Source organism: Comamonas koreensis, from assembly GCF_014076495.1.
GTDB lineage: Bacteria > Pseudomonadota > Gammaproteobacteria > Burkholderiales > Burkholderiaceae_C > Comamonas > Comamonas squillarum.
The window spans coordinates 363,738-390,248 of record NZ_CP043575.1; the positions used below are offsets into that span (position 1 = coordinate 363,738).

General features: G+C 64.3%; 23 protein-coding genes. 13 read left to right on the forward strand and 10 right to left on the reverse strand.

Annotation, left to right across the window (positions count from 1 at the left end; genetic code table 11):
- Window position 1: 1 nt before the first annotated feature.
- Together F0Q04_RS01780 and F0Q04_RS01785 are read right to left on the reverse strand one after the other, a co-directional pair.
- The gene (locus F0Q04_RS01780) at window positions 2–1,903 is read right to left on the reverse strand and encodes an ABC transporter permease (protein WP_182344152.1); all 1,902 of its coding nucleotides are present in this window, start codon (window positions 1,901–1,903) and stop codon (window positions 2–4) included.
- Window positions 1,904–2,014: 111 nt separating this feature from the next.
- Complete coding sequence (locus tag F0Q04_RS01785; protein ID WP_182344154.1) at window positions 2,015–3,229, reverse strand: ABC transporter substrate-binding protein; 1,215 nt, start codon at window positions 3,227–3,229, stop codon at window positions 2,015–2,017.
- A gap of 293 nt (window positions 3,230–3,522) precedes the next feature.
- On the opposite strand from F0Q04_RS01785, the gene F0Q04_RS01790 reads away from it, so the two are divergent.
- The 7 genes from F0Q04_RS01790 to F0Q04_RS01820 all read left to right on the forward strand — a co-directional run bounded on the left by F0Q04_RS01790 (window position 3,523) and on the right by F0Q04_RS01820 (window position 11,973).
- Window positions 3,523–4,953, forward strand: coding sequence for an FAD-binding oxidoreductase (locus F0Q04_RS01790; protein WP_116927607.1), 1,431 nt, complete (start codon window positions 3,523–3,525; stop codon window positions 4,951–4,953).
- Between the two features lie 50 nt (window positions 4,954–5,003).
- Window positions 5,004–6,080 carry an ABC transporter substrate-binding protein gene (locus F0Q04_RS01795; RefSeq protein WP_182344156.1) on the forward strand — a complete coding sequence of 359 codons (1,077 nt, stop codon included), beginning with the start codon at window positions 5,004–5,006 and terminating at the stop codon, window positions 6,078–6,080.
- A gap of 113 nt (window positions 6,081–6,193) precedes the next feature.
- On the forward strand, window positions 6,194–7,288 hold the full coding sequence (locus tag F0Q04_RS01800; protein WP_182344158.1) for an ABC transporter ATP-binding protein: 1,095 nt from the start codon (window positions 6,194–6,196) through the stop codon (window positions 7,286–7,288).
- The gene (locus tag F0Q04_RS01805) at window positions 7,285–9,048 is read left to right on the forward strand and encodes an ABC transporter permease subunit (RefSeq protein WP_182344160.1); all 1,764 of its coding nucleotides are present in this window, start codon (window positions 7,285–7,287) and stop codon (window positions 9,046–9,048) included. Before F0Q04_RS01800 ends, F0Q04_RS01805 begins: the two co-directional genes overlap by 4 nt.
- A 6-nt stretch (window positions 9,049–9,054) precedes the next feature.
- Window positions 9,055–9,969 (forward strand): 4-hydroxy-tetrahydrodipicolinate synthase, encoded by a 915-nt coding sequence (dapA, locus tag F0Q04_RS01810; protein WP_182344162.1) that lies wholly within the window; start codon window positions 9,055–9,057, stop codon window positions 9,967–9,969.
- Between the two features lie 13 nt (window positions 9,970–9,982).
- Window positions 9,983–11,119 (forward strand): alpha-hydroxy acid oxidase, encoded by a 1,137-nt coding sequence (locus F0Q04_RS01815; RefSeq protein ID WP_182344164.1) that lies wholly within the window; start codon window positions 9,983–9,985, stop codon window positions 11,117–11,119.
- Between the two features lie 29 nt (window positions 11,120–11,148).
- Window positions 11,149–11,973 carry an IclR family transcriptional regulator gene (locus F0Q04_RS01820; protein WP_116927611.1) on the forward strand — a complete coding sequence of 275 codons (825 nt, stop codon included), beginning with the start codon at window positions 11,149–11,151 and terminating at the stop codon, window positions 11,971–11,973.
- Window positions 11,974–11,977: 4 nt separating this feature from the next.
- On the opposite strand, the gene F0Q04_RS01825 is transcribed toward F0Q04_RS01820, so the two are convergent.
- Window positions 11,978–13,069 carry an alpha/beta hydrolase gene (locus F0Q04_RS01825; RefSeq protein WP_182344166.1) on the reverse strand — a complete coding sequence of 364 codons (1,092 nt, stop codon included), beginning with the start codon at window positions 13,067–13,069 and terminating at the stop codon, window positions 11,978–11,980.
- Window positions 13,070–13,156: 87 nt separating this feature from the next.
- Between F0Q04_RS01825 and F0Q04_RS01830 the strand changes: the two genes are divergently transcribed.
- On the forward strand, window positions 13,157–14,113 hold the full coding sequence (locus F0Q04_RS01830; protein ID WP_133248229.1) for a LysR family transcriptional regulator: 957 nt from the start codon (window positions 13,157–13,159) through the stop codon (window positions 14,111–14,113).
- Window positions 14,114–14,258: 145 nt separating this feature from the next.
- Complete coding sequence (locus F0Q04_RS01835) at window positions 14,259–15,032, forward strand: ferredoxin--NADP reductase (protein WP_182344168.1); 774 nt, start codon at window positions 14,259–14,261, stop codon at window positions 15,030–15,032.
- A gap of 61 nt (window positions 15,033–15,093) precedes the next feature.
- On the opposite strand, the gene F0Q04_RS01840 is transcribed toward F0Q04_RS01835, so the two are convergent.
- Entirely contained in the window at window positions 15,094–15,621 is a 528-nt protein-coding gene (locus F0Q04_RS01840) for a flavin reductase family protein (RefSeq protein WP_021029037.1), read from the reverse strand.
- 154 nt (window positions 15,622–15,775) lie between these two features.
- Here F0Q04_RS01840 and F0Q04_RS01845 point away from each other — a divergent pair, with 154 nt between their 5' ends.
- Window positions 15,776–16,585, forward strand: a complete 810-nt coding sequence (locus tag F0Q04_RS01845) for an alpha/beta fold hydrolase (protein ID WP_116927615.1) — start codon at window positions 15,776–15,778, stop codon at window positions 16,583–16,585.
- Window positions 16,586–16,823: 238 nt separating this feature from the next.
- Window positions 16,824–17,924 (forward strand): branched-chain amino acid aminotransferase, encoded by a 1,101-nt coding sequence (locus F0Q04_RS01850; RefSeq protein ID WP_182344170.1) that lies wholly within the window; start codon window positions 16,824–16,826, stop codon window positions 17,922–17,924.
- 69 nt (window positions 17,925–17,993) lie between these two features.
- Here F0Q04_RS01850 and F0Q04_RS01855 read toward each other — a convergent pair whose 3' ends face one another.
- Window positions 17,994–19,328: a D-amino acid dehydrogenase gene (locus F0Q04_RS01855; protein WP_232539480.1), complete on the reverse strand. Its 1,335-nt coding sequence runs from the start codon at window positions 19,326–19,328 to the stop codon at window positions 17,994–17,996.
- Between the two features lie 87 nt (window positions 19,329–19,415).
- Between F0Q04_RS01855 and F0Q04_RS01860 the strand changes: the two genes are divergently transcribed.
- Window positions 19,416–20,360: a LysR family transcriptional regulator ArgP gene (locus tag F0Q04_RS01860; protein WP_116927618.1), complete on the forward strand. Its 945-nt coding sequence runs from the start codon at window positions 19,416–19,418 to the stop codon at window positions 20,358–20,360.
- Window positions 20,361–20,533: 173 nt separating this feature from the next.
- On the opposite strand, the gene F0Q04_RS01865 is transcribed toward F0Q04_RS01860, so the two are convergent.
- The 3 genes from F0Q04_RS01865 to F0Q04_RS01875 all read right to left on the reverse strand — a co-directional run bounded on the left by F0Q04_RS01865 (window position 20,534) and on the right by F0Q04_RS01875 (window position 23,065).
- A complete protein-coding gene (locus F0Q04_RS01865; RefSeq protein WP_021029032.1) occupies window positions 20,534–20,956 on the reverse strand; it encodes a universal stress protein in 423 nt (140 codons plus the stop codon).
- 244 nt (window positions 20,957–21,200) lie between these two features.
- The gene (locus F0Q04_RS01870; RefSeq protein WP_116927620.1) at window positions 21,201–22,046 is read right to left on the reverse strand and encodes a metallophosphoesterase; all 846 of its coding nucleotides are present in this window, start codon (window positions 22,044–22,046) and stop codon (window positions 21,201–21,203) included.
- A 41-nt stretch (window positions 22,047–22,087) separates the two neighbouring features.
- A complete protein-coding gene (locus F0Q04_RS01875; protein ID WP_116927621.1) occupies window positions 22,088–23,065 on the reverse strand; it encodes a LysR family transcriptional regulator in 978 nt (325 codons plus the stop codon).
- A 146-nt stretch (window positions 23,066–23,211) separates the two neighbouring features.
- Here F0Q04_RS01875 and F0Q04_RS01880 point away from each other — a divergent pair, with 146 nt between their 5' ends.
- Entirely contained in the window at window positions 23,212–23,649 is a 438-nt protein-coding gene (locus tag F0Q04_RS01880) for a hypothetical protein (protein WP_021029029.1), read from the forward strand.
- Window positions 23,650–24,032: 383 nt separating this feature from the next.
- Here F0Q04_RS01880 and F0Q04_RS01885 read toward each other — a convergent pair whose 3' ends face one another.
- Window positions 24,033–25,901, reverse strand: a complete 1,869-nt coding sequence (locus F0Q04_RS01885; protein WP_116927622.1) for a phosphoenolpyruvate carboxykinase (GTP) — start codon at window positions 25,899–25,901, stop codon at window positions 24,033–24,035.
- Window positions 25,902–26,316: 415 nt separating this feature from the next.
- The gene (locus tag F0Q04_RS01890; RefSeq protein WP_165841246.1) at window positions 26,317–26,463 is read right to left on the reverse strand and encodes a hypothetical protein; all 147 of its coding nucleotides are present in this window, start codon (window positions 26,461–26,463) and stop codon (window positions 26,317–26,319) included.
- Window positions 26,464–26,511: the final 48 nt, after the last annotated feature.

The following is a 26,511-nucleotide window of genomic DNA, read 5'->3' on the forward strand; positions in this document are numbered from 1 at the left end:
TTTACGCTGCCCGGCGCTGCACCAGCCACTGCCACCAGCGCTTGCCGTAGCCGGCAATGCCCTGGGGGAACAGCAAGACCAGCAGCAGAATCACCGCGCCCAAGGTGGCACGCCAGTAGTCGGTGTTGCGCGCCATGGCGTCATGCAGCCAGGTAAAGCTGAAGGCGCCCAGAATCGGCCCCACCAAGGTCTGCACACCGCCCAGCAGCACCATGACCAGGCCATCGACGGACTTGGCCACCGACATGGTCTCGGGCGAGATGCTGCCCTTGGAGAACGCAAACAAGGCGCCCGCCAGCCCGGCCACCGAGGCAGCCAGCACAAAGCCCATCCACTGCACCCGCGCCACCGCAATGCCGATGGCCTCGGCGCGCAGCGGTGCGTCGCGGCTGGCACGCAGCGCATAGCCCAGCGGCGCATACAGCACCCGCCACAGCGCCAGCACGCCAGCGGTGGCCAGCAGCAGGGTCAGCAGGTAGAACCAGCGCTTGTCCTCCAGCCAGGCCGCCGGCCAGACACCCGTGAGGCCATTGCTGCCCCCGGTGACCGAATCCCACTGGAAGGTGGTAGCCCAGATGATCTGCGCAAAGGCCAGGGTCAGCATCGAGAAATACACGCCCGTCAGCCGCACCGCAAACCAGCCGGTCAACAGGCCGCCCAAGGCCGCCAGCAGTGGCGCCAGCAGCAGCGCCCACAGCATCGGCAGGCCCGCCGCGTTCAGCAGCAGCGCCGCACCATAGGCGCCCAGGCCAAAGAAGGCCGCATGGCCAAAGGAATGGAGACCTGCCGGCCCCATCAAGAAATGCAGGCTGGTCGCAAACAGCGCGGCAATGACCAGGTCCACCATAAGCACCAGGGTGTAGGACTGCGCATCGACCGCCCAGGGCAGCGCCAGCAAGGCCAGCAGCACAGCAGCTCCCACGGCTTTCAAGGCAGGCGGGGGGGCGCGCAGCGGCTGCTCGCGCAGGCCCTGGCTGCGGCTCGCGGCCTGCGGCTTGCCCAGCAGGCCCCAGGGGCGCAGCACCAGCACCACGGCCATCACCAAAAAGTCCGCCACCAAGGTCAGCTGCGGAAACGCAATATCGATACCGGCGATCTGCACCACGCCCAGCCAGATGCACAGCGCCTTGACGGTGGACACCAGCAGTGCCGCGACAAAGGCACCGGTGAGCGAGCCCATGCCGCCGACCACCACCACGACAAAGGCCGAGCCAATGGTCTGCAGATCGAGCTCCAGGGTGGCCGGTTCGCGCGGCAGCTGCAGCGCGCCGCCCAGCCCGGCCAGCGCGGCGCCCAGCGCAAACACCGCCGTGAACAGCCAGGCCTGGCGCACGCCCAAAGCGCCCACCATTTCGCGGTCCTGCGTGGCGGCGCGCACCAGCATGCCAAAGCGGCTGCGGTGCAGCAGCAGCCAGGTGGCACCCAGCACCAGTGGGCCCACCGCGATCAAGAACAGGTCATAGCTTGGAAAGGCGCGGCCCAGGATATCGACCGCGCCGCCCAGCCCCGGCGCGCGCGGGCCCAGCAGCTCATCGGGCCCGCACAGCCACAGCACCGCATCCTTGATCACTAGCACCAGCGCAAATGTGGCGAGCAGCTGAAACAGCTCGGGCGCCTTGTAAATGCGGCGCAGCAGCAGCACCTCCACCACACCGCCCAGCAGCCCGACGGCGATGGCCGACAGCGGCAGCGACAGCCAAAAACCCCAGCCGCCCCCAAGGGGCGCCATGGCCTCGGCCAGCGCATAGGCCGCGTACAGCCCCACCATGTAAAAGGACCCATGCGCAAAGTTGACGATGCGGCAGACGCCAAAAATCAGCGACAGCCCGGCGGCCACCAGAAACAGCGACGAGGCGCCGGCCAGGCCATTGAGCAGTTGCACCAGCAGACCGGAAAAACTCATGCGCCTCCCTGCGCTTGTCGCCATGCCTGGCCGTCTTGCCGCCCCAGCCAGCGGGGCATGCGCGCCCACCGACCTGCGGCGCTTGCGGGGGCCAGGCAGCGTTCCATCAGCTTACTGCGGGCGCATCTTGCGCACTTCGTCATCGCTGGGCAGGTAGTCCTTGCCATCGCGGTAGACATAGTCCACCAGCTCGCCCTTGCCGCCCACGTTCTTGAGCTTGCCCACATAGGCGCCCATGGTCGATTGGTGGTCCTGCGCGCGCCAGGTGATCGGGCCAAACGGCGACACGACCTGCAGGCCTTCAAAGGCCTTGATCAGCGCCTCGGTGTCAGTGTTGCCGGCCTTCTTGATGCCCTCGGCCAGCGACTTGATGCCGGCATAGCCAACGACCGAGCCCTGGCGCGGGTAGTCCTTGTACTTGGCCTGGTAGGCGTCGAAGAAGGCCTTGTGCTCGGGCGTCTTCAGCGTGTGCACGGGGTAGCCGGTGACGATCCAGCCATTGGGCGTTTCGGCCTTGAGCGTGTCCAGGTATTCGGGCTCGCCGCTCAAAACGCTGACGACCTCGCGGTCCTTGAACAGGCCGCGCGTATTGCCCTCGCGCACAAACTTGGTCAGGTCGGTGGCAAACAGCACATTGAAGATCGCATCGGGCTTGGCATCGGCCAGCGCCTGCACGACGCTGCCGGCATCGACCTTGCCCAGCACGGTGGCCTGCTCGGTGACGAACTCCACATCGGGCTGGGCCGCCTTCATCTTGGCCTTGAAGGTGGCGACTGAGGACTGGCCGTACTCGTAGTTGGGGTAGACGAGAGCCCAGCGCTTTTTCTTGAGCTTGAGCGCCTCTTCGACCAGCATCGACACCTGCATGTAGGTGGAGGGGCGCAGGCGGAAGGTGTAGGCGTTGCCATTGCTCCAGACCATCTTGTCCGTCAGCGGCTCGGTAGCAAGGTAGAAGAACTTGCGCTGCTTGGCAAAATCGGTCAGTGCCATGCCGGTGTTCGACAGAAAGCCGCCGGCCAGCACATCGACCTTTTCGCGCGCGATCAGCTCCTCGGCCACGCGCACGGTATCGCCCGGGTTGGCATTGTCGTCGCGCGTGATCAGCTCGAGCTTCTTGCCGTTCACGCCGCCTGCGCGGTTGACTTCGTCCACCGCCAGCTCCATGCCGCGCTTGTAGGGCTCCAAAAAAGCGGGCTGGTTCTTGTAGCTGTTGATCTCACCGATCTTGATGACACCGGCCGCCTGGGCAGCCGAGGCCCCCAGAACAGCGAGCACCAGCGCACTGGCCGTGCGGGACAACAGACGGTAGCGGGCAGAAATAGGCATGCAAAAGTCTCCAGGTGAGACCGGCCCCACAGCGGAGGCAGGCGCTGACAGTCAGGCCGCTATTGTGACGGCTTCCGCGCGCTGTGAACGCCCCGAGCTGCAAAGGGCTGCCCGCATGCGGATGCAGATTCGTTTTTGACCGCTTGGTGCGACAGGTTTTGCGGCCTGCGGCGCCCTAGCCAGATTTTGACTAATTGCCATTCGATCACATGTATTCGTATTTCATCTAATACTAATCTTATTAAGAATTAGCGATCATCGGTTCCTCTCCCAGACTTTGGACCCGTGGGCATATGGCATTGATTCAGACCTTCATCGCGTTGCTTGGTGATAGCGCAGTTCTCCGCAGCCAGCAGGACCTGGCCGGCCATGTGACCGACTGGCGCGGCCGCTACCAGGGCCAGGCCCAGTGCGTGCTGTTCCCGTCGACGACGGCGCAGGTGGCGGAGGTGGTCCGGATCTGCCATGCAGCGCAGGTGCCGGTCGTGGCCCAGGGCGGCAATACCAGCCTCTGCGAAGGCGCGATTCCGCGTGCCGATCTGCCCGAGACCGTGGTCATCAACCTGGGCCGCATGCGCCAGGTGCGCGCGGTCGATCCGGCCAACAACTCGATGGTGGTCGATGCCGGCTGCGTGTTGCAGACCGTGCAGGAGACCGCCCGCAGCCATGGGCGCCTCTACCCGGTGAGCCTGGGCGCCGAAGGCTCCTGCCAGATCGGCGGCAATATCGCAACCAATGCCGGCGGCACGGGCGTGCTGCGCTATGGCAATACCCGCGAGAACGTGCTGGGCCTCGAAGTGGTGCTGCCCGATGGCCGCATCTGGGAAGGGCTCTACGGCCTGCGCAAGAACAACACCGGCTTTGATCTCAAGCATTTGTTCATTGGCTCAGAAGGCACGCTGGGCATCATTACCGGCGCCACGCTCAAGCTCCACCCGCTGCCCACGGCGCGGGCGATGGCCTGGCTGGCGGTGGAATCGCCCCAGGCGGCCATCGCCATGCTGGCCCGGTTCCAGAGCCGCTGCAGTGCCTCGCTGTCGGCTTTCGAGATGCTCAACGATGTGCAGCTGAACATTGTGCTGGGCCATGTGGCCGACCGCCGCGCGCCTCTCAGCCCCAGCTACCCCTGGCATGTGCTGGTGGAGCTGACCGACACCTGTGACGAGGCGCTGCTGTCCGCTGCGCTCGAAGAGACGCTGTCGGCCGCCGCCGAAGAGGGCCTGCTGCTGGATGCGGCCATCGCCACCAATGGCAAGCAACAGGCCGACTGGTGGGAGGTGCGCCACAGCGTCTCCGAAGGCAACAAGAAGGCCGGCATCGGCATCAACACCGACCCGGCGGTGCCGCTGTCGGCCATCCCGGCGTTCATCACCCAGGCGACGGCCGCCGCGCACGGCATCGTGCCGGGCGCGCCGATCATCATCGTGGCCCACCTGGGCGACGGCAATGTGCACTTCATCCCGCAGATGCAGTTTGCGCAGTGGCAGGCGCTCTCGCCCGCTGAGCAGGACCAGCTCTCGCACCGCGTCAAGCAGGCCGTCAACGAAGTGGCCTGCGCGCTGGCTGGCACCTTCAGCGCCGAGCATGGCATCGGCCAGGTGCTGACCGACGAGATGGCGCTGTTCAAGCCCGCCGTCGAGCTCGATCTGATGCAGGCCATCAAACGCGCCATCGATCCGCAGCAGCGCTTCAACCCCGGGCGCCTGCTGCCGCCCGCTCCCTGATCCCCTCCCTCCCTTGACTTCCCCTGCCTCTTCCTTCGAAAGGACACTTTATGACTGAGATCACTACCTCCCGTCGCACCGCACTGAAGGCGGCCGTGGCTGGCGCAGGCCTGATTGCTGCACCTGCCGTACTGCGCTATGCCCGTGCCACGTCCAAGCGTATCGTGGTGCGTGATGACGGCGGTATCTACACCAAGGCCTATGGCGCGGTGTACTACAAGCCTTTCACGCAGAAGACCGGCATCGAAGTGGTGGGGGTGCAGGCAACGGCCGAGCCCGTGGCGCAGATCCGCAGCATGGTCGAGACCAAGAACTACACCTGGGACATGGCCAAGATCAGCCAGCCGGCCATCCTGCTGCTGACCGAAGGCGGCAAGGTGCTGCTGGAAAAGCACGGCCTGGAAAACGACCCCTTCGTCAAGACCATCCCGGCGCAGTACATGTCGCCCTACGGCGTGGGCACCAATGTCTACAGCACCGTGCTGGCCTACCGCGAAGAGGCTTTCAAGGGCCGCGCCGCGCCCAAGTCCTGGGCCGATTTCTGGAACGTCAAGGACTTCCCCGGCCGCCGTGGCATCCGCAAGCACCCGTTTGACACGCTGGAGCAGGCGGCGATGGCCTCGGGCGTGTCTGCTGCGCAGCTGTACCCGCTGGATCTGGACCGCGCCTTCAAGGCCCTGGACCAGATCAAGCCCAAGATCGATGTCTGGTGGAACTCCGGCGCCCAGGTCGAGCAGATGCTCAAGTCCGGCGAAGTCGACATGATCGCCACCTGGGTGTCGCGGCCGCAATCGGCCAATGCCGATGGCGCCAAGATCGGCATCGTCTGGAACCAGAACATCTGGGGCGTGGACAGCTGGTCCATCCTGGCGGGCACGCCCAATGCCGACGCCTGCCGCGAGTTCATCAAGTTCGCGTCCGAGCCCCAGCGCATGGCCTCGCTGACCCAGTACTTTGCCGCCGGCGTGACCCAGCCAGAAGCGTTCAAGTTCATCAAGCCCGAGCTGGCCAAGGAATCGCCCACCTATCCCGACAACATCAAGAACGGCGTGCAGATCGATGCCAAGTACTGGGTGGCCAACCAGGCTGCAGTGATCGAGAAGTTCAACGGCTGGGTGCTCAAGTAAGCGCTGCGCGCCAGTGATGACCAAGCCTGCTGAGGCACGGCACACCGTGCCAGCCTCAGCACAGGCACCACCAGGTTGATTCGTTGCAGCACGGTGCAATGGAGAAGATTGAAATGAAGAATATAAAACTGTCGATTGCGGGCTTGACCAAGCGCTATGGCTCCTTTGTCGCGCTGCACCCTACCAACCTGGAAGTGCCCGAGGGCGAGTTCCTGACCTTGCTGGGCCCTTCGGGCTCGGGCAAGACCACCTTGCTGAGCATGATCGCCGGCCTGTCCGTGCCCGATGGCGGCCAGCTGCTGATCAACGGCAAGGATGTGACCTATGGCGCGCCCTATGAGCGCGACATCGGCATGGTGTTCCAGAACTATGCGCTGTTCCCGCACATGACGATTGCCGAGAACATCGCCTTTCCGCTGAAGATGCGCAAGCTCGACCGCGCCACCGCGATGAAGCGCGCCATGGAGGCGCTGGAGCTGGTGCACCTGCCCCATGTGGCGCAGCGTTTTCCCAAAGAGTTGTCGGGCGGCCAGCAGCAGCGCATTGCACTGGCGCGCTGCCTGGTCTACAAGCCCTCGATTGTGCTGATGGACGAGCCCCTGGGCGCCCTGGACAAGAAGCTGCGCGAACACATGCAGCTGGAGATCAAGCGCATCCACCGCGAGGCCGGCACCACCATCGTCTATGTGACCCACGACCAGGAAGAGGCGATGACCATGTCGGACCGCATCTGCCTGATGAACGGCGGCCGCATCGAGCAGCTGGGCTCGCCCGCAGACCTGTACTTCCGCCCGCGCACGCCCTTTGTGGCCGATTTTCTGGGCGAGAGCAATCTGTTCAAGGGCACCGTCGTTGCCAGCCAGGCCGGCCAGGCCCGCGTCGCCTTGAACGGCACCAACACCGAGCTGCTGGCCTCGGCCGACCAGCCGCTGGCCACCGGCGCCAAGGTCTGCGTGATGGTGCGCCCGCAGAACATGGCCGCCGCCGCTGCGGCCCAGGGCGCCAGCGAGCGCTTCAGCGGCCAGCTGCTCGATACGATGATCACCGGCAGCCTCACCAAGCTCTACCTGAAGGCGCCTGCACTCAGCACCGAGCCGGTGGTGCTGTCCTTCCCCACCTCCATTGCCAAGCATGACCACGCAGTGGGCAGCACCTTGGACTTTGGCTGGTCCAGCAGCGACGCCGTCGCCGTGCCGGAGCCCGCATGAACAGCGCCGCCACCCCCCGCGCCGCCTGGGTGAGGCCGCTGATGATGGCCGCACCGCTGGTCATGCTGTTTCTGGTGCTGCTGGTCTACCCCGTGGGCCAATTGCTGCTGCTGAGCATCTACAGCGACGGCAGCTTCAAGTGGAACAACTACAGCCAGCTGTTCAGCTCTTCGGTCTACCTGGATACCATGTGGATCACCTTGAAGATCTCGCTGGTCACGGCGCTCTTGTCCATCGTGGGCGGCTACCCGATTGCCTACCTGGTCTCGTCGCTGCAAAAGGATAAGAAAAGCCGCTGGGTGTTCTGGATTCTGCTGTCGTTCTGGACCAGCTTTCTGGTGCGCGCCTTCGCCTGGATCGTTGTGCTGGGCCGCAATGGCCTGGCCAACCAGCTGCTGCTGGCGCTGGGCCTGCAGGATGCGCCGTCGAACATGCTCTACAGCTTTGGCGCCGTGCTCGTGGGCATGGTCCATGCGCTGATGCCGCTGGCCGTGCTGACCATGCTCTCGGTGATGGAGAACATCGACCGCAACCTGCCGCGTGCCGCGCTCACCTTGGGTGCCCGCCCGGGCACGGCGTTCTGGCGCGTGTACTTTCCTCTGTCCATGCCCGGCGTGGCTGCGGGCGCGATCATGGTCTTTGTCACCGCCGTGGGCTTTTTCATCGTGCCGCAGCTGCTGGGTGGCCGCAAGGAGACCATGATCACCCAGCTGATCATCGAGCAGGTGATGCAGGTGATGAACTGGGGCTTTGCCGGCGCCATCTCGGTGCTGCTGCTGATCGTCGTGCTGATCGTGTTTGCGATCTATGACAAGGTGCTGGGTCTGTCGACGATGACGGGCGCGCAGTCGGACAAGAGCAACCACAGCAGCGGTTTCATGCGCCAGCTGTCCGAGATGGTGCTGGGCCTGCTCGGCAGCATCAGCGACCGGCTGATTGCGCTGGTGCCGCGCTCGCGCAAACGCGATCTGCAGCAGGGGGATTCCTTCGTGCTGCGCGCCAGCGTGGTGGCCCTCTTGGTGTTCCTGAGCGTGCCTGCGCTCTTGATGATCCCCATCTCGTTTGCCGACAAATCGGGCCTGAACTGGCCGCCCCAGGGCTTTACCCTGCAGCACTACCAGGACATGCTGGCCTCGCCGCTGTGGATCAACGCCACCGTGCGCAGCTTTGTCGTGGGCTTTTTTGCCGCGCTGGCCGCCATGGCTGTGGGCACGCCAGTGGCCTTCTTGCTGGTGCGCGGCCAGATGCGCGGCAAGGCCTTGCTGCTGGCCTTTGTGCTGTCGCCGCTGATCATCCCGCGCATGATCATTGCCGTGGGAATGTTCTATTTCTTCTCCAAGGTGGGCCTGGTGGGCACCTCGCTGGGCCTGGTGCTGGGCCATACCGTCATCGCCATCCCCTATGTGGTGATGACGATGATGGCCGTGCTGCGCAACTACGACACGCGCCTGGACATGGCCGCCCAGAGCCTGGGCGCGCGCCCCTGGCAGACCTTGCGCTACGTGACCTTCCCGATCATTGCCGCCGGCCTGACCTCGTCCTTCCTGTTTGCCTTTGCCACCTCGTTTGACGAGCTGACCATCTCGCTGTTTGCCTCGGGGGGCCTGAGCTCCACCCTGCCCAAGCAGTTCTGGGATGAAGTGACATTGCAGATCTCGCCGGTGATCGCCGCCGTCTCGACCTGCCTGTTCGCCTTCATCGGCATTTTGATCACCTGTGCGGACTGGCTGCGTCGCCGCTCCGCCGCTTCTTTGAATTGATGAACCATGACTACACGTATCACCTCTGAGCAACTCCGCGGCATCTTCCCGGCACTGGCCACGCCCGTGACCGCCGACGGCCAGATCGACACCCAGGCCGTGCGTGCGCTGCTCGCCCACCTGCAAGGCAGCGGCATCAGCGGCACCGTGCCGCTGGGTGGCACCGGCGAGTACGGCGCCCTGTCGCGCGCCGAGCGGGCCCGCATGGTGGCCACGGTGCGCGAGCACCAGGCCGCCGACCTGCCGGTGCTGGCCGGCGTGCTCGACCCCGGCTACCACGACGCCATTGCCTCGGGCCAGGCGCTGGCCGATGCCGGCGCCGACGCGCTGATGCTGCTCACACCGTACTACACCACGCCATCGCAGCAAGGCATCCGCGACTACTTCATGCGCTATGCCGATGCCTCGCCGCTGCCCGTGGTGATCTACGAGATCCCTTACCGCACCCGCATCTCGATTGCGCCCGAAGTGCTGCACGAGCTCTCGCGCCACGAGAACATCATCGGCATGAAGGCCTGCAACACCGACATGTACCACTTCCTCAAGGTGGTCCAGGGCGTGGATGCCAGCTTTGCGGTGCTGAGCGGCGAGGACACCATCTTCCCCGCGCAGATGCTCTGCGGCGCCCAGGGCGGCATCATCGTGACGGCCAACCTGCTGCCCAAGACCTGGACCCGCATGTACGCGCTGCTGACCAGCGGCAAGACCGAAGAAGCGCTGGCCCTGCACCAGGAGCTGATTGGCCTCTTGGACCTGGCTTTTGCCGAAACCAACCCCGGCCCGATGAAGTCGGTCTGGGACCTGGTGGGTGTGCAGGCCCCGCACCTGCTGGCCCCGCTGGTCGATTGCAACCCCGATCTGTCCGCCCGCCTGCGCCAGGCGCTGACAGTGCGGCTGCAGGCCGAGCGCCAGCTGGCCTGACCGGGCACCCGCGATGCTGCCCGCCATCAAAGACTACCGCGTGCTGGCCCGCCAGCGCCTGTCCCGCTTTGCCTTTGACTACCTCGAAGGCGGCGCCGAAGACGGCCGCAGCATGGCACGTAACCTCGCCTCCTGGGGCGATGTCACCTTCTTGCCGCGCGCCATGGTCGATGTCAGCCAGGTGGACACCAGCATCACCTTGTTTGGCCGCAAGCAGGCCATGCCGGCCTTTGTCGGGCCCACCGGGCTCAACGGCCTGTACTGGCCCCAGGCCGAGCAGGTGCTGGCCCGCGCAGCGCATGCCGCCGGCCTGCCCTTTGTGATGTCGACCGCCTCCACGTCGCTGTTGGAGGATGTGCGCGCCGCCAGCCCGGGCGATCTGTGGCTGCAGCTCTATGTGCAAAAGGACCGGCGCATTGCGCAGAGCATGATGGCGCGCGCGCAGGCGGCGGGCTTTAGCGCGCTGATGCTGACCGTGGACACCATGGTGCATGGCAAGCGCGACCACGATGTGCGCAACGGCTTTCGCATGCCCGTGCCCTGGACGCCCAGGCTGCTGGCCGATTTGCTCAGCCACCCGCGCTGGTGCCTGCGCATGCTGCGCCAGGGCGGCTCGCCGCAGCTGGTCAACCTGGCGCGCAGCGCCGGGGTGGAGAGCAATATCCAGAAGCAGGCCGCCGCGATGAGCCGCGAGATGGACATGGCCCTGCGCTGGGAAGACCTGGCCTGGGTGCGGCGCCACTGGCAGGGCCCGGTCATCGTCAAGGGCCTGCTCAGCGCCCAGGATGCCCGGCGCGCGCTGCAGGCGGGCGCCGATGGCATCGTGGTCAGCAACCACGGCGGGCGCCAGCTGGAGTGCGCACCCGCGCCCATGGCGCAACTGCCGCAGATTGCCGACGCCGTTCATGGCAAGATGCATATCTTTGTCGATGGCGGGGTGCGCCGCGGCAGTGACATCGCCAAAGCCCGGGCGCTGGGGGCCGATGCCGTTCTGCTGGGGCGCGCGCCCCTCTACGGACTGGCCTCGCGCGGGCCCCAGGGCGTGGCCGAAGTGCTGGAGATACTGCGCACCGAGCTGGAGACCACCCTCCGATTGCTGGGCGCCCCGCAGGCCACGAGCCTGGACGCGACCTTTCTGCAAAAATACTAGACAGTGACCCGAGACAGCCGCTTTTTACGATGCCTAAAACCACACACAGCATTGCCGAGCCCGTAGCAAGCGTTGAACCCACCGCCCGTGAATCCTCATTGTTTGTCGGCTCGCTGGCCAAGGCCTTCCAGGTGCTGGAGGCCTTTCGCGACACCCACCGCGAGATGTCGCTCGCCGAGATTGCCCGCGCCGCCCAGCTCGACCGCAGTGCCACCCAGCGCATCATCTTCACCCTGGAAAAACTGCGCTACATCCGGCGACTGCCTGGCTCCAACCTCTACACGCTCGCGCCTGAGGTGCTGCGCCTGTCCTACAACTACCTGCGCTCGCAACGCATCGTCGAGCGCGCCTACCCTTATCTGATCGAGATGACCCACACCCTGGGCGAGACCTCGAACCTGCAGGAGATGGATGGCAACGAGGTGGTCTTTATTGCCAAGGTGCCGGGCCGCTACATCTACAACTCGGACTTTGCCGTGGGCTCGCGCCTGCCTGCGGCCTATACCGCCTCGGGCCGCGCGATGATGGCCAAGCTGCCGATGGACGAGCGCCTGCGCCTGATCGAATCGACCCCGCTGGTCAAGATTACCGCCCAGACCATGACCGACCCCGAGGAGCTGCTGCGCCGCATTGAAGACGCCGAGCGCGACGGTTATGCGATTGTGCAGAACCAGACTGTGGTGGGCGATATCTCGGTGGCCGCCGCCATTACCGGCCGGGGCGGTGTGCCCATTGGCGCCATTACCATCTCGGCCCCCTCCACCCGCTGGGGCACGGCCAAGGCCGAGGCCGAGCTGCTGCCCCATGTGCTGCTGGCGGCGACCTCGATCTCCAATATCCTGGATAATTTCTAGACATTCACCTGGTACGGACGGTCTGGGAGTGATAGAAACGCGTGAGTTCCGGTGTCACGCGGTCGAGCGTGATGGGGTCTTCGTAGAACTGCATCTGGTTTTCCTGGCCGAGCCAGACGAGTTCCTTGCTGGCCGCAGGAATGGATGCAAACAGCCGCCGTGGGATGTCAGGCCCGCTTGCCGCACGGTCCGCATGCACCATCAGCGTGGGGGTGCTGAGCTTGGCCATGGCCTGATCGGCGCGGTGCCCCCAGATGCCAGCCTCCGACATCATGGCGATCCGGTTTTCCCACAGACCATGGAAGTTCCAGAACGCATGCCGGTCGGCCCAGCGGCTGTAGAACTGCTGAACCGCAGACGCCTTCAGCAGTGCATCCGGGTTGGGCGGAGTGGTCCGCTCCGAGACGACCGGGATGTAATCCACGGCACCGGATTCCTGAAACTGCTTTAGGGCAGCCTGTGAGCGTGCGGCGCGGCGCTCGATCTCCTGCTCGCTGCCCAGGTACATCAATGCCGTCTGGGGCGTGAGGTAGTGCCCGGCCACCAGCGCCACCGACCGCACGCGCGGCTCGGTGATGGCAGCATCCACCGCCCAGTTCACGCCCTGGCAGATACCCAGCAGATGCAGCGCCGCGCTGTCCACCTCCGCCCGCTGGGCGAGATACTCCAACGCTGCTTGCAGGTCCTGCGTCTTGGCCGCTCCGCTCTCCAGCCGCCTTGGCGTGCCGGCGCTTTCGCCGTGGTAACGCGGGTCAAACACCAGCACCACAAAGCCTTCCCGCGCCAGCCGTGTAGCGTATTGCATCGGTGATTGCTCTTTGACAAAGCCGACGGGGCCCATCACCGCCACCGCAGGTCGAGGCCCCACATGCCCACTGGGCAGCAACAGGTTGCCAACGATTTCGGTGCCTTGCGACAGGAACCGCACCTGCTCGACCGCATAGTGCGTGTTGGCAATGCGGCCGCTGGCACCCCAGGCCTGGGTTTGGAAGGCCGCGCGAGAGTCAGCCTGAGAGGCGGGAGCAGCAGCCTGGGCATTGCCAGCGGTGAGGCCAGCGATCAGGGCAACGCTGCTGAAGATACTTGGAAAGGACATGGGACTTGACTTTCTTTGCCATTTGCAAGGGTTCGAAGTGTTGGCGAAGGCGTATATTTCTCCTAATGAATAGTTAGAATCTTGGTTATGCGCGAAATGGATATTAGGCGTATTGACCTCAATTTGCTGGTGGTGCTGCGTGTGCTTTTGGACACAGGCAGTGTTACCAGAACGGCAGAGCGATTGCATATGAGCCAGCCTGCGGTGAGCCGAGCGCTGGCCAAGCTGCGTCTGCAACTGGGCGACAAACTGCTGGTACGGGTGGCTGGAGGCATGGCACCCACGTTGCGTGCGCAAGCGCTGTCGGCACCGCTTGCCGCATTGCTGCACCAGCTGGAAGAATGTGTAGCACCCGCAGTGTTTGACCCGGCCACCACCAGGCGCGTGTTCAGCGTTGCTACCACCGACTACGGCGCAGTCGCGGTGCTGCCCAGCTTGATGCAAGCTTTCGCACAACAAGCCCCTTTGGCCGGCATCGAAGTGATCCCGTTTTCCGATGCGGTTTTTGAGCTGCTCAATGCGGGCCAGGTGGACTTCGTTCTGTACAGCGACGATCCGGTTGCGGGCACGCTGAGAACCCGCCCGCTGTTTCGGGAGACCTATTCCTGCGTGCTGCGAACAAACCACCCCTTGCTGGTAAACCAAGAGGCGCGCGCAGACGAGGTGCTCAGTCTGGAAGAGTTTGTCGCGTGGCCGCACGCGCTGGTCAGCATCTTTGGTGGGCGGACGGGCGAAGTGGATGATGCCCTGGCTGCCTGTCACCAGAAACGGCATATCGCTCTGTGGCTCCCCTACTTTGCCACGGCGGGCCTGGTCAGTGCTGCCTCGGATTTGATCGTCACCCTGCCCACGCGGGTCGCGACTGCGCTTGCGGACACCAATGGCCTCCGGCTTTTGAAGCCACCGCTTGAACTGCCCGGCTTTGGCTATCGCATGCTGTGGCATGAACGCAGCCACGAAGATCCGGGTTGCGTGTGGCTCCGCGATTTAGTGGCGGCCACAGCCAAACATCAGAATGCAGCGCACACCGGACCATCCGCTTGAGTGTTTCAGGGCTGCGCAGCCTTCGCTTATTGGCTAAAAACCCCGCTCACAACGCGCCGATATGTCCATATGACGTTTAAGTTGTATGAATAGTGAACAATAGCGTTTATAGATATACACAAGACCAACTGACTACTGCACTGCTATGAGCGCCTTTCTCGAAGAACGTGTCCTGTCTGTTCACCACTGGACCGATCGTTTGTTCTCCTTCACGACCACCCGTGATCCCGCGCTGCGTTTTTCCAGCGGCCACTTCACGATGATTGGCCTGAAGGTCGATGGCAAGAACCTGCTGCGCGCCTATTCCATCGCCAGCCCCAACTACGAGGAGCACCTGGAGTTCCTGTCGATCAAGGTCGATGAAGGCCCGCTGACCAGCAAGCTCCAGCACATCCAGGTGGGTGACACCATCATCGTCGGCAAAAAGCCCACGGGCACCTTGCTGGTCGATTACCTGCTGCCGGGCAAGAACCTGTATTTGATCGGCACCGGCACGGGCCTGGCGCCCTGGCTGTCGGTGGCGCGCGACCCCGAGACCTATGACCACTTCGAAAAGGTCGTTGTGGTGCACGGCGTGCGCCAGGTCCAGGAGCTGGCCTACCAGCAGCTGCTCGAAGAAGAGCTGCCCAACCACGAGTTCCTCGGCGAAATCGTCAAGGACAAGCTGGTCTACTACCCGACGGTGACGCGCGAGCCTTTCCGCAACCAGGGCCGTATCTCCAACCAGATCACCGCCGGCACCTTCCCGCAGAACATCGGCCTGCCCGAACTGAACCCGGACACCGACCGCGTGATGCTCTGCGGCAGCCCCGCGATGCTCGCTGAGCTGAAGGAACTGCTTGAAGCCAAGGGCTTCAAGGAAGGCAATACCTCGACACCCGGCGACTTTGTCGTCGAGCGCGCCTTCGTCGAGAAGTAAGCAGCGCCCCCGCCCAGCAAAAAACGACCCTCGGGTCGTTTTTTGTTGCCTGCAGCGCAGATTAGATCAGCTGCTCGGTGTAGAAATTGCCACCGTGGTAGAGCAGCGGCGGCACGCCCACCACATGCTGGCAGTGCGCAACCTCGCCAACGAGGATCACATGGTCGCCCGCATCATGGTGCGGGCCGTTGCGGCACTCAAAGCTGGCAATGGCGCCCGCGAGCAGCGGCACGCCGGTCACGCCCACTTCATACTCCACGCCCGCCCAGCGGTCGATGCCCTTGCGGCTGAACTGCAGGGCCAGCTCCTTCTGGTGCGCGCCCATCACATTGATCGCGTAGTGGCTCACGGTCTCGAACACCGGCATTGACGAGGCGGTTTTCATCAGGCTCCACAGCACCAGTGGCGGGGTGAGCGATGCGGAATTGAAGGAGCTGATCGTCAGCCCGACCTTGTTGCCATCGGGCGCCAGTGCCGTGACCACAGCCACCCCGGTGGCGAACTGGCCCAGCGCATTGCGAAACTCACGTTCGGAAAACGAGGCAGAAACAGGCGATTGCAGGTGTTCAGGGGGGAGGGAGCGGTTCACGGGGCAGGCAGACGGCAGGGGCAGACGCCATGCCGTCAAAAGCATGGATGGGGTCATTATCGGCCAGGGGGCGAGGCCCCTGCGCGCGTAGGTGCTTGAAAACAAGGCAGGCGGGCCGCATCTGCAGGGGAAATACACGGCGAGAAGCAAACCTATGTCCTTGATTCCCAACTTCGCGATGCTCGGCAGTGGCCCGACGGTGCTGATGCTCCACGATGCCGACACCGACCACCTGGGCTTTGCCCCGCAGGTGGAGCTGCTCGCCAGCCAGGGCTACCGCGCGATCGCCTGGGACATGCCTGGCTACCATGCCAACCCGCCACCCTATGGCGGCTACAGCCTGAAGGCGCTGGCCGCCACGGCGGATGGCCTGCTCGAAGCGCTGAAGATTGGCCGCGCCCATATCGTCGGCCATGGCATGGGCGCGATGGTGGCCGCCGAGCTGGCCCTGCGCCACCCCACTCGCGTGCGCAGCCTGACCCTGGTGGCCGGCGGCCCGGCGCTGGAGGCGGACAGCCAGCAGCACTGGGTGCAGACGCGCCAGCAATTGCTGGCCCAGTGCCAGCAGCAGGCCAGCACCGAGGCGGTGCAGATGCAGCGCTTTGCCGAGCTGCTGGTGCAGCTGCAATCGGGCCAGCAGGCCTTGCCCGAAGGGCTGCAGCTGGCGCGCCACGCGATCACCCAGATCCAGCCGCTGGCCTATGGCCGCATGCTGGAGATGCTGGCCGGCCCCAGCACCCTGGCCGAGCGCCTGCCCCACCTCAGCCAGCGCTGCCTGCTGGTGAGCGGCGGCCAGGATGTCTGCATGCCACCCCAGCGCATGCAGGCGCTGGCAGACCAACTGCCCGACGCTCGGCATGCCCGTCTGGAGGGCGTTGGCCACTGGCCCCAGCTGGAGAGCCCCGATGCCTTCGAAGGCCTGCTGCTCGACTTTTTGGCGACCCAGCGCGCCACGGTGCACTAGGAAAAACCCGTAAATCCGGCGCCTGCGGCGGCGGTTTGCCTCTGCAGGTGGTTGACTTGCCATCCTGGCAATGCAGCCCGCTGGGCGCCACCGGGGCAAAAAACTGGCATGCTATGGGGTTTGGCGTGCAGCCCGTCACTTTCCTGGAGCCTCTCCAGGCTGGCGGACGGCCACCATGATCGGCAGCGGCTCCCCACAGGACGCTGCTGTCCCTGTTGCCAACTGAAGGATTAGTCCCGTGTCCCCCTCTTCCCTGACCTTTGCCGTCACCCCATCGAGCCAGCCACGCAGCGCCCAAGAGCGCGCCAAGATTCTGGACAACCCGGGTTTTGGTCTGCACTTCACCGACCACATGGTCTCGGTGCACTGGGACAAAGAGGGCGGCTGGCGCGATGCGGCCGTGACCCCGTACGGCCCGATTGCGCTGGACCCCGCCGCTGCCGTGCTGCACTACGGCCAGGAAATCTTTGAAGGCATCAAGGCCTACCGCCATGCCGATGGCTCGGTCTGGACCTTCCGCCCCCAGGCCAATGCCGAGCGCCTGCAACGCTCCGCCCGCCGCCTGGCGCTGCCGGAGCTGCCGGTCGATGTTTTTGTCGAATCGCTCAAGCAAATCATCGCCGTGGACAAGGACTGGGTGCCCAGCGGCAACGAAGCGAGCCTGTACCTGCGCCCCTTCATGATCGGTGACGAAGTGTTCCTGGGCGTGCGCAGCGCCCACAAGGCCACCTACTACGTGATCGCCTGCCCCGCCGGCCCCTACTTTGCCAAGGGCGTGGCGCCCGTGGCGATCTGGCTGTCGACCGACTATGCCCGCGCGGCCAAGGGCGGCACCGGCGCTGCCAAGTGCGGCGGCAACTATGCCGCTTCGCTGCTGCCCCAGCAGCAAGCCCAGGACAACGGCTGCTCGCAGGTGCTGTTCCTCGATCCTGCCGAAGGCAAGTACCTCGAAGAGCTGGGCGGCATGAACGTGTTCCTGGTCTACGGCAAGCAAAACAAGCTGGTCACGCCTGCGCTGTCGGGCAGCATTCTGGAAGGCATCACCCGCGACTCGCTGCTGCAACTGGCACGCGACCGTGGCATGGTGGTCGAAGAGCGCAAGATCGCCGTTGACGAGTGGAAGCAGGGTGTGGCCTCCGGTGAGATCACCGAAGTGTTTGCCTGCGGTACCGCTGCCGTGATCACCCCCATCGGCCAGCTCAAGGGCGAGGGCTTCTCGGTGGGCGACCTGTCGGCCCCCGCTGGCGAAGTCACGATGGCCCTGCGCAAGGAACTGACCGATATCCAGTACGGCCGCGCCCCGGACCGCCACGGCTGGCTGGTGCGTCTGGACGCCTGATCCGTCCGCGATATAAACGCCAAAGGGCCGCACAGTGTGCGGCCCTTTTTTCACGGTGCTGTGAGACCTTTACACAGCGACGGCAGTCTGGCGCTTGCTGTCGCTCTCGAAGCCATAGAAGCCAAAGCGCATCTCCGGCATGCGCCCGCTCACCAGCTCGGCCATCGCCTTGCCGCTGCCGGCGCCATGGGTCCAGCCCAAGGTGCCGTGGCCGGCATTGATCCAGAGCTTGCCGATCTTGGTGCGGCCGATGAACGGAATATTGGTGGGCGTAGCGGGGCGCAGGCCGGTCCAGAACTGCGGGTTGCCGCCCTGCTCAGGCAGGCGGGTGTCGCAGACGCCGGGCATCAGCTCCTCGATGCGGCGCGCCAGCATGTGGCAGCGGGCCTTGGCCAGGGGGCTGTCCAGCGAGCTGTCAAAACCGTTGAGCTCGATCGTGCCGGCCACGCGCAGCTGGTTGCCCAGGCGGCTCATCGCCAGCTTGTTGCCATCGTCAATGCAGCTGACAAAGGGCGCGGCCTCAGGCTTCAAGATCGGCAAGGTGGCGCTGTAACCCTTGCCCGGATAGATGGCCACATTCAGGCCCACGGTGCGCAACAGCGGCGCGGTATAGCTGCCGCAGGCGACGATGACGGCATCACCCTGCAAGGTGCGCGGGCTGCTGTCTGCGCCCGCTGCGGTGGCGCGCACGGTGACCGAGTCGATCGCGCCACCGGCCACATTCAGCCGCTCGACACGGTGGTTGTAGAGAAACTGCACACCGCCCTGGGCGCAGAGCTGGGCGAGCTTTTGCGTGAACACGCGCGCATCGCCGCTCTCGTCGCTCTCGGTAAAGGTGCCGCCCTTGATATGCGCGGCATAGGGCTTGAAGGCGGGCTCGATCTTCAAAAACTCTTCGGTGCTGACCATGCGGCGGTTCACACCGTACTGGCGCATCAGGTCGACGGCCATCTGCGCATCCTGCACCGCTTCGTCGCTGGTGAAGAAGTGGGCAATGCCGCGCTCGAGCCGGTTGAACTGGATGCCGGTCTGGGCCACCACGGCCTTCAAGGCGTTGTGGCTGTAGGCACCGAGCGCAACGATCTGCTGCACATTGCGGGCAAAGGAGCGGTCATTGCACTCGGCCAGAAACTGCGTGAGCCAGCGCCATTGCTGCGGATCGGCATGCGGGCGCAGCAGCAGCGGCGCCTCCTTGTCGAACATCCACTTGAGCGCCTTGAGCGGGGCATGCTTGTTGGCCCAGGGCTCGCAGTAGCTCACCGAGATCTGCGCGGCATTGGCATAGCTGGTCTCCAGCGCCGCGTCCGGTTGGCGATCCACGACGGTGACGTCGTGGCCGAGTTGCAGCAGATGCCAGGCAGTGCTGGTGCCGATGATTCCGGCGCCGAGGATGATGACTTTCATGCCTCTCAGTGTCTGGCATCTTGGCTGTAACATAAAGTGCAATTAAACTTCTTCAGGATTCATCAGTTCTACTAATACTGGAGCCCCATGAGCAACCTGGACCCTGTCGCGCTGGAATGCCTGGCCGCCGTGATTGAAGAAGGCGGTTTCGAGAAGGCCGCGCTGCGCCTGAATGTGACGCAATCGGCCGTCTCGCAGCGGCTGCGTGCGCTAGAGGCACAGATCGGCTCGGTGCTGGTGGTGCGCAGCCGCCCGCTGCGGCCCACCGCTGCCGGCCAGCTGCTGCTCAAGCACACCCAGCAGCTGCGGCTGCTGCGCACCGACCTGGAGCAGGAGCTGCACAGCCTGCTGCCCCACACCATGCGCCGCAATGCGCATGACGAGGCCATCTCGATTGCCATCAATGCCGACAGCATTGCCACCTGGGCGCTCGATGCACTGCAGGACATCGCGCTGCAGCAGCTGCCGCTGGAGATCATCACCGACGACCAGGACCACACCTTGGAGCTGCTGCGCACCGGCGAGGTGCTCGGCTGCGTCACCACCATGCCGCAGGCGCTGCGCGGCTGCCGCGTGACCGCGCTGGGCGCAATGCACTACATCGCCGTGGCATCGCCCGCCTTTGCCCAGCAGCATGTGCCGCAAGGAATCAACCGCAGCAACTTCAAGCACCTGCCGTTTTTGAGCTACAACCGCAAGGACGACATGCAGCGCGTGTTTGTCGCCCGCGCGATGGGCCTCAAGACCGTCGGCCTGCACCAGCTCTATGTGCCCAACTCCGAAGCTCAGGTGCGCGCCGTGGCCGCTGGCTGGGGCGTGGGCGTGGTGCCCGAGCTGCTGGCCCGCCCCTACCTCGCCGATGGCCGCCTGGTCAATGTGGCCGAGACCCAGGTGCTGCGCGTCGACCTGTACTGGCACTGCTGGAACCTGCAGTCGGCCTTGCTGGGCGCCCTGAGCGACGCGATGGTGCACAGCGCCAAGAGCAGCCTGGCGCCGCCCACGGCGGCCGCTCGCGCCATGGTCAAGGCATAAAAAAACTGCCTGCACCCCCAGGGGGATGCAAGCAGTTTCCGGATGTCCACAGGCATTCATCGCACCGGTGGTTCCATCCCTCCCTCATCAGTGACATCCATTGCATGCGCAGTATCCGCGCCAAGTATTGCTATATGGTGAATAGCAAATGACAGACGCATGATCTGATCCATTTACCGAATCAGCAATACCGGCAGCTTGCTCTCGGCCAGCACTTGGGTCGCCACCGAGCCCAGCACCAGCTTGGCCAGCGCACCATGGCCGCGGGTGCCCATGATCAGCAGGTCATAGCCGCCCTTATCGGCCGTCTCGGCAATGGTCTGGGAGATCGGGCCTACGGCAGTCTCGGCCACGGCCTTCACCTGGTGGGCGGCCAGAAACTCCTGCACCGGCACCAGCACCTTCTGCGCCTCTTCGCTGTGGTAGTCGTCCACCAGCGCCTTGCCCAAGGCCTTGGCGGCCCGGGGCGGCAGCAGGGGCTGCACCGTGAGCACCGTGTAATGGTGGTTGGGCGTCAGCCACTCTGCGTGCGCTGCCAGGTAATCGAGCATCTTCTGGGTGTAGGGGCTGCCATCAACGGCCAACAAAATACGCATGCCTTGACTCCTTCAAAAAAGGGGTGAGGGACCCAACACCGGTGGCGCCACCAACGCTGGACTGTGGCCTGGCAAACCCGCGCTCCATCAGCGAGAACGCGCTTTACAGGCTAAATCATGTGTATCAGCTTATAGATTTACCGTCAAACGGGCATTGATATGCATCAGGCGCGGCGACAAATTTAGGTAAAAACCCTTGGGCTTTGGCTTGACGGAGGGAATGCCAGAAGTGGAGCGACCCTGGCTACACCGCCACCAGGCAATGCGGATTGAAGCTCTCCTGCTCACCCTTGCGCGCATAGCCCAGCGGGTTGGCCACGACCCGGCATTGCCAGGGGCGGCCATCGCTGTGCTGGCCTTTGGCCAGGTAATCGCTGGGCGCATGCAGGTGGCCGTGGATCCAGAGGTCGGCATAGGGCAGCAGGTCATCGAGCACATTGCAAAAACCGGCGGTTCCGGGCGTCAGCCCATAGCGCGGATCGGCGCTGCGCAGGCTGGGCGCAAAGTGGGTGATGACGACGGTTTTGCCATCAAAGGGCTCGGCCAGTGCGGCGCGCAGCCATTCCTGGCAGCGCAGCGCTTCGTCGCGCATCTCGGCGGCCAAAAAGGGCTGGCCGTTGCGCTGCATCTGGGCCTTGGTCAAGTAAAAGTTCGCGGCCTTGAAGGCCTTCTCGCGCTGCTTCATCAGCGCGCCCAGCTCGGTCACGCCGTTGTGCAGGGCAATGGCGTCGTAGTCGGACCAGAGTGTGGTGCCGATAAAGCGCACGCCGTCGATGATCAGGGTGTCGCAGTCCAGCATCGTGATGCCCAACTTTTCGCAGCTGGCACGCAGGCGCAGCCGGGCGGCATCGAAATCCTGGTTGTCAAACTCGTGGTTGCCAGGCACCAGGATTACCGGCTCGGGCCAATGGCCGCCAGCCTGCTGCGGGCTGAACTGGGTGAGGCCAAAATCCTTATCGTCCAGCATCGAGCCATTCTGGTAGGAGCCAATGTCGCCGGCCAGCACCAGCAACTGGGCGCCGGGCGCAGGCTGGGCACGGAAATGGGGGTGGGTCTCCAGATGCAGGTCGGACAGAATTTGCAGGTGCATGGTCGCCTAGCCTACCATGGGCTTTAGCGCCTTGCAGCCCGCTACATCGGTAATTCCAGGTCAGGAAAAGCCGCCCGGGCCGAGCGCTCCAGTGCATGCAGCATCCATTCCAGCGCCGAGGGCGGAATATGCCCGCTGCGGCTGCGCCACAGCGCATCCACATGCACGGCCTCGACGCGCAGCGGCAGCGGCTGGAAGGCCAGCAGATCGGCGATGCCGGTGGCAGGCACAAAGTGACGCGGCAAAACGGTCAGCAGGTCGGTGCGCGCCACCACGCGCGCGGCGGTGAAGTACTGGTTCACCGTCAGCACCACCCGGCGCTTGCGGCCGATCGATGCCAGCGCCTCGTCCAAAAAGCCAAAGGGCTGGCCGGAAAAGCTCACCAGCATATGGCGTGCATCGCAGTAGCGCTCCAAAGTCAGCAAGCCCTCACTCAAAGGATGGTCCTTGCGCATCACGCAGAGGTATTCGCCGTCATAGAGGCGCCGGCTCTCGAAATCCACCAGGTCCCCCGACTGGGCGCGCGCCGTCATCTCGGCGAGCACAAAGGGGAAATAGCCCACGGCCAGGTCCGCCGTCTCGGCGTCCAGCTCCTCGCGCGGATCACGGGTAGTGAGTGGTTGCACATGCACAGAGACGCCTGGTGCCTCGGTCTCCAGAATGTGCATCAGGCTGGGCAGCAAGGTGGCGGCGGTGGCATCGGCCATCGCCACGACAAAGGCCTGGGTCGCATGGGCGGGGTCAAAGCGCTCAGGCGCAAAGCTGGCCTGCAGGCGCGCCAGCGATTCGCGCACCACCGGCCACAGCGCATTGGCCAGCGGTGTGGGCTCCACACCCTGGCCGCTGCGCACCAAAAGCTCGTCATGCAGCGCCTCGCGCAGGCGCCGCATCGCATTGCTGACTGCCGGCTGGGTGATGGCCAGCTTGTCGGCCGCCCGGGTCAGGCTGCGCTCATTCATCACCTCGTCGAATACACGCAAGAGGTTCAGGTCCAGGTGCCGAAATTGGTGGGGCAGCATTTTCAATCCTTTGCAGCGCTGGGCGAACCGCAATACATCACTGACATGAATGATACAGATTCAAAAGATAAATTTGAGAACGTCTAGGGTAAACCCTATACTTCGTTCATCGCTTCAAAGAAGCATTAATCCCAAAGACATCCATCATGACCAACAGTTTTGTACACACTGACATGGCTACCGAGCACACGGGCGTTCTGCGTGTGGAACGTGCTGCTGAACATCTCAAGACCACCTTCGGCACCAAGGGCGTTGGCGCATCGTTGATGCTGGCCGCGCTGGTCGCTGCCGTGCTGGTGGTTGCCACCCGCCTGGTGGACTCCGTCGCTGGCGGCAGCCACTGGATCGCTGGCTGGGCCCTGCTGTGGGCCGTCGCCTTTGTCGCCATCGCCCTGCTCGCTGCCCCTGCCCGCAACCTGAGCAGCAGCCTGCGCGCCGCTCGCCGCAGCTGGGACGAAGGCCACCGCCGCGCCCTGGAAGACGACAAGACCTGGCAAGTGGCCCTGCAAGACAGCCGCGTGATGGCTGACCTGAACCGCGCCATGAGCGACGCAGCGGTTTCGTTCTACCACAAGAACTACTGATCAACGCCGGGGGTCCTCCAGAGCCCCAGCGCCGGCAGCCACGATCTGCCTTTTCAAGAGCCACGGCATGCCGTGGCTTTTTTGTTGTCGGTGGTCGCCCCCATCCATAGCGGATCAGCAGCTTGGCATCGCTAAACACCTCCGCCAGCACAAGCGGCAGGTGCCTGGAAGAAGGTTGGCAAGCGCTTTCCTGCCCTCAGCGGTGCCGACTGTATGCAACAAACCACAGTCCTACCGATGCGCTGACGCTGAGCCCCAGCGGGTGTAAGGCCCGCCACTCCCACAAAACAAAACCCCGCATGCCTGAAACATGCGGGGTTTTGTTGTCTTTCGCTATCCCAGCCACTGGCAGCAGTGCTACCAGCGACCTCGTGAGCTACCGATCAGGCAGCGGCCAGGCGCTTTTCCAGATCGGCCTTGATGTCCAGCAAGGCCTGGGGCAGGCGCTGGGCCAGGTGGTCGAAATGGGTCTGGTGCGATGCCAGCTCTTCGGTCCAGACGGCGGTGTCGATGTTGGTGACGGTCTTGAACTGCTCGGCATTGAAGTCCAGGCCGGTCCAGTTGATCTCGGCGTACTGCGGTGCCACGCCAAAGGCGGTCTGCGTGCCCTGCACCTGGCCTTCGAGGCGGTCGAGCATCCACTTGAGCACGCGCATGTTCTCACCGTAGCCAGGCCAGACGAACTTGCCAGCGGCATCCTTGCGGAACCAGTTGGTGGTGTAGATCTTGGGCAGCTGCGCGCCAGCGGCTTCGAGCTTGTCGCCCAGGTTCAGCCAGTGGGCGAAGTAGTCGCTCATGTTGTAGCCCATGAAAGGCAGCATCGCGAATGGATCGCGGCGCACCACGCCTTGCGCGCCAAAGGCGGCAGCGGTGGTTTCCGAGCCCATGGTCGCAGCCATGTAGACGCCTTCCTTCCAGTTGCGCGCCTCGGTCACCAGCGGCACGGTGGTCGAGCGGCGGCCGCCAAAGATGAAGGCATCGATCTTCACGCCCTTGGGGTCGTCCCAGGCTTCGTCGAGCGCCGGGTTGTTGGTGGCAGCGACGGTGAAGCGGGCATTGGGGTGGGCGGCCTTGGCGCCGGTTTCCTTGGCGATCTGGGGCGTCCAGTCCTTGCCTTGCCAGTCAATCAGGTGGTCGGGCAGCTGGCCGCTGTCCTTTTCCATGCCTTCCCACCACACATCGCCGTCATCGGTCAGCGCGACGTTGGTGAAGATCACGTTCTTGTCCAAACTGGCCATGCAGTTGGGGTTGGTGTGGTAGTTGGTGCCGGGGGCCACGCCAAAGTAGCCGGCTTCGGGGTTGATGGCGCGCAGCGAGCCGTCGGCCTGGGGCTTAATCCAGGCGATGTCGTCGCCGATGGTGGTGACCTTCCAGCCTTCAAAGCCGGTGGGCGGCACCAGCATCGAGAAATTGGTCTTGCCGCAGGCGCTGGGGAAAGCGGCGGCCACGTGGTACTTTTTGCCCTGGGGATTTTGCACGCCCAGAATCAGCATGTGCTCGGCCAGCCAGCCCTGGTCGCGGCCCATGGTGGAGGCGATGCGCAGCGCAAAGCACTTCTTGCCCAGCAGCGCATTGCCGCCGTAGCCCGAACCGTAGGACCAGATTTCGCGCGTCTCGGGGTAGTGCACGATGTACTTGGTCTTGTTGCAAGGCCAGCTGGTGGTGTCCTTTTCGCCGGCCTGCAGCGGCGCGCCGATGGTGTGCACGCAGGGCACAAATGCACCATCGCTGCCGATCACGTCGTACACGGCGCGGCCCATGCGGGTCATGATCTTCATGTTGACCGCGACATAGGCGCTGTCGGACAGCTCGATGCCCACGTGGGCAATGGGCGAGCCCAGCGGGCCCATCGAGAACGGCACCACATACATGGTGCGGCCCTTCATACAACCGTCAAACAGCGGCTGTAGAGTCGAGCGCATCTGGGCAGGTTCCATCCAGTTGTTGGTCGGGCCGGCATCTTCCTTCTTGGCCGAGCAGATGTAGGTGCGGTCTTCCACGCGGGCCACGTCCGAGGGATCGGACCAGGCCAGAAAGCTGCCGGGGCGCTTGGCGGGGTTGAGCTTCTTGAAGGTGCCGGCATCGACCAGTTGCTGGCAGAGGCGGTCGTATTCTTCCTGGCTGCCATCGCACCAGTAGACGGCATCGGGCTTGCACAGCGCGGCCATATCGGCCACCCAGGCGATGAGCTTGGGGTTCTTGACGTAGTCGGGGGCCTGAATGGCGACACCGGCCTGGATGTTTGCGTTCATGGGAAGGCTTTCAAAGTTGTAAACGGTTCATCAAAAACCGCTGCGACAAGCCCCCTGGCCGACAGCAACCCATTTTTGAAAAACCGTCTCCACAACGTCGGACAAGGCGCCATGCCTGTGCGCAAAAATGCCTACGCTGGACTGGCGATTTTAGCAGTCGGCCCCCAAAACGGTGATTTTCAGTCTCAACATCTATGCATTTGACGCATGACGAAATGCATAACTGTATTGATACCGGTTTCTTTGGCAAGCCTTCTGTCGCGCAGGTGGCGCTGGGCCCGGCGTCGCCAAGCGGCCACAGCAGCGCGGGGCCGCGTCAGCTATCGCCAGCCATCGCGAGGGAGCGGCAGGCAACAAAAAACCCGCCAGCGGCGGGTTCAGCAACAAGAGCTGGAGCGCGGTTTGCGCGCAGCGCTCAGGCCATGTAGACGGCGATAAAGGCCAGCAGGAACATCATCAGCGCGCCCACCACGGGCAGCACCACCGGCATCAGCGGAACAATGGCTTCCACGGTATCCATCGGCGGGTGTTCGGTGTCGGCGTCGGTGTGCGGGCTGGACATGGGCTCTCTCCAATGCAAAGGCTGAGAACCATTGTAGCGAGCGGGCGC